The sequence below is a fragment of the Amycolatopsis pigmentata genome, from assembly GCF_042684065.1.
In the GTDB taxonomy this organism is placed as follows: Bacteria; Actinomycetota; Actinomycetes; order Mycobacteriales; family Pseudonocardiaceae; genus Amycolatopsis_E; species Amycolatopsis_E pigmentata.
The window spans coordinates 1-1,231 of record NZ_JBHUKR010000012.1; the positions used below are offsets into that span (position 1 = coordinate 1).

1 protein-coding gene is annotated in these 1,231 nt (G+C 69.9%); it reads right to left on the reverse strand.

The genetic code is table 11. The features are described 5' to 3' along the window. Positions 1-136 precede the first annotated feature (136 nt). The gene (locus ACFSXZ_RS24980; RefSeq protein ID WP_378267615.1) at positions 137-1,024 is read right to left on the reverse strand and encodes a hypothetical protein; all 888 of its coding nucleotides are present in this window, start codon (positions 1,022-1,024) and stop codon (positions 137-139) included. Positions 1,025-1,231 lie beyond the last annotated feature (207 nt).

Here is a 1,231-nt window from a genome sequence, read left to right on the forward strand (position 1 = left end):
TGATGTGGCGGGTGGGGGGAAGTTGCCGGGGTTGGGTGAGCATGGCGGCGGTGAGCATGGTGGTGAGCATGGTGGTGTTGGGCAGTGGGGTGAGGCGCCGCCTCCGTATTCGCGGGAGGTGCCGGAGGGGCACAAGTCATTTCTTCCTCTTGACCAGCCCCAGCAGGTCACTCAAATTCCGGAAATCGGGCAGCCGGACCACCAAGGGCAGCAAGGGGAGCAGAACCAGCAAAGCCAACAGGGCCAGACCGCGCAACAGAACCAGCAAGGCCAAGGTGGTCACCAAAGCCAGCAGGATCAACAAAACCAGGCTGGGCAGCAAAGTCAGAGCCAGGCCGGGCAGCAGGGCCACACCGGTGCGCAGAGCCAGGCTGGGCAGCAGGGGCAGCACGCCCAGACCGGGCAGCAAGGCCGGCCGGACCAGGCCGGACAGCAGAGCCAGCAAGGCCATGGCGGGCAGCAAGGTCGGCATGCCGAGGCCGGGCAGCCGGGCCAGGGCCATGGCGGGCAGCAAGCTCAAGCGGGGCAACGCGGCGGGCATGGTCGGGTTGGTGAGCTGGCCCAGGCGGGTGAGCAGGCCCAAGGCGGGGCGCACGGGGGACAGCAGGGGCAGCAGGGCCATCGGCTGGGTGGGAGCGGGACGGAGGTCTCGGCTGGTTCCGGTCGTGGGGTGGTCGGTGGCGGTGAGTCCGCTGGTGTGGCCGGTGGTGTTGGCCGGGGTGAGTCTCCGGGTGTGGCCGGTGGTGAGTCCGGTGGTGGTTCTGCTGGTCGTGGTGATGGTGTGGCGGGCGTGGATGCGGGGGTTGGTGGTCGGCGGATGGGAGTGTTGTTCGCGGCGCCGTCTGGGGTGGGCGCCGGGGAGATCGCGCGTCCGGTGGTGGTGGTTTCGGATGGTGCGAGGGTGGTCGATGTCGGGGGTGGGCAGGTTGCGCAGGCGATGCCGATGGGGTCGGTGGGTCAGCCGAAGGTGGTGTCGGTTCCCGGAGCGTCGTCGTTGGTGTCGTCGCCGACGTCGTCCGGGCATGGCCTGTCTTCGTCCCCCACCTCGTCCGGGCATGGCCTGTCTTCGTCCCCCACCTCGTCCGGGCATGGCCTGTCTTCGTCCCCCACCTCGTCCGGGCATGGCCTGTCTTCGTCCCCGACGTCGGCTGGGAACGGCGGGGGAGTTCCGGGGGGCGGTCGTCCGTCGGTGGTGGCTGGTCCGGGAGCGGGTGGGCGACCGGAAACCAGC

What these genes read in the sequence shown, in the direction of transcription:
- ACFSXZ_RS24980 (WP_378267615.1), bottom strand. Translation starts at nt 1,024, where the DNA reads ATGCCCGGACGACGTCGGCGACGACACCAACGACGACGCTCCGGGAAC.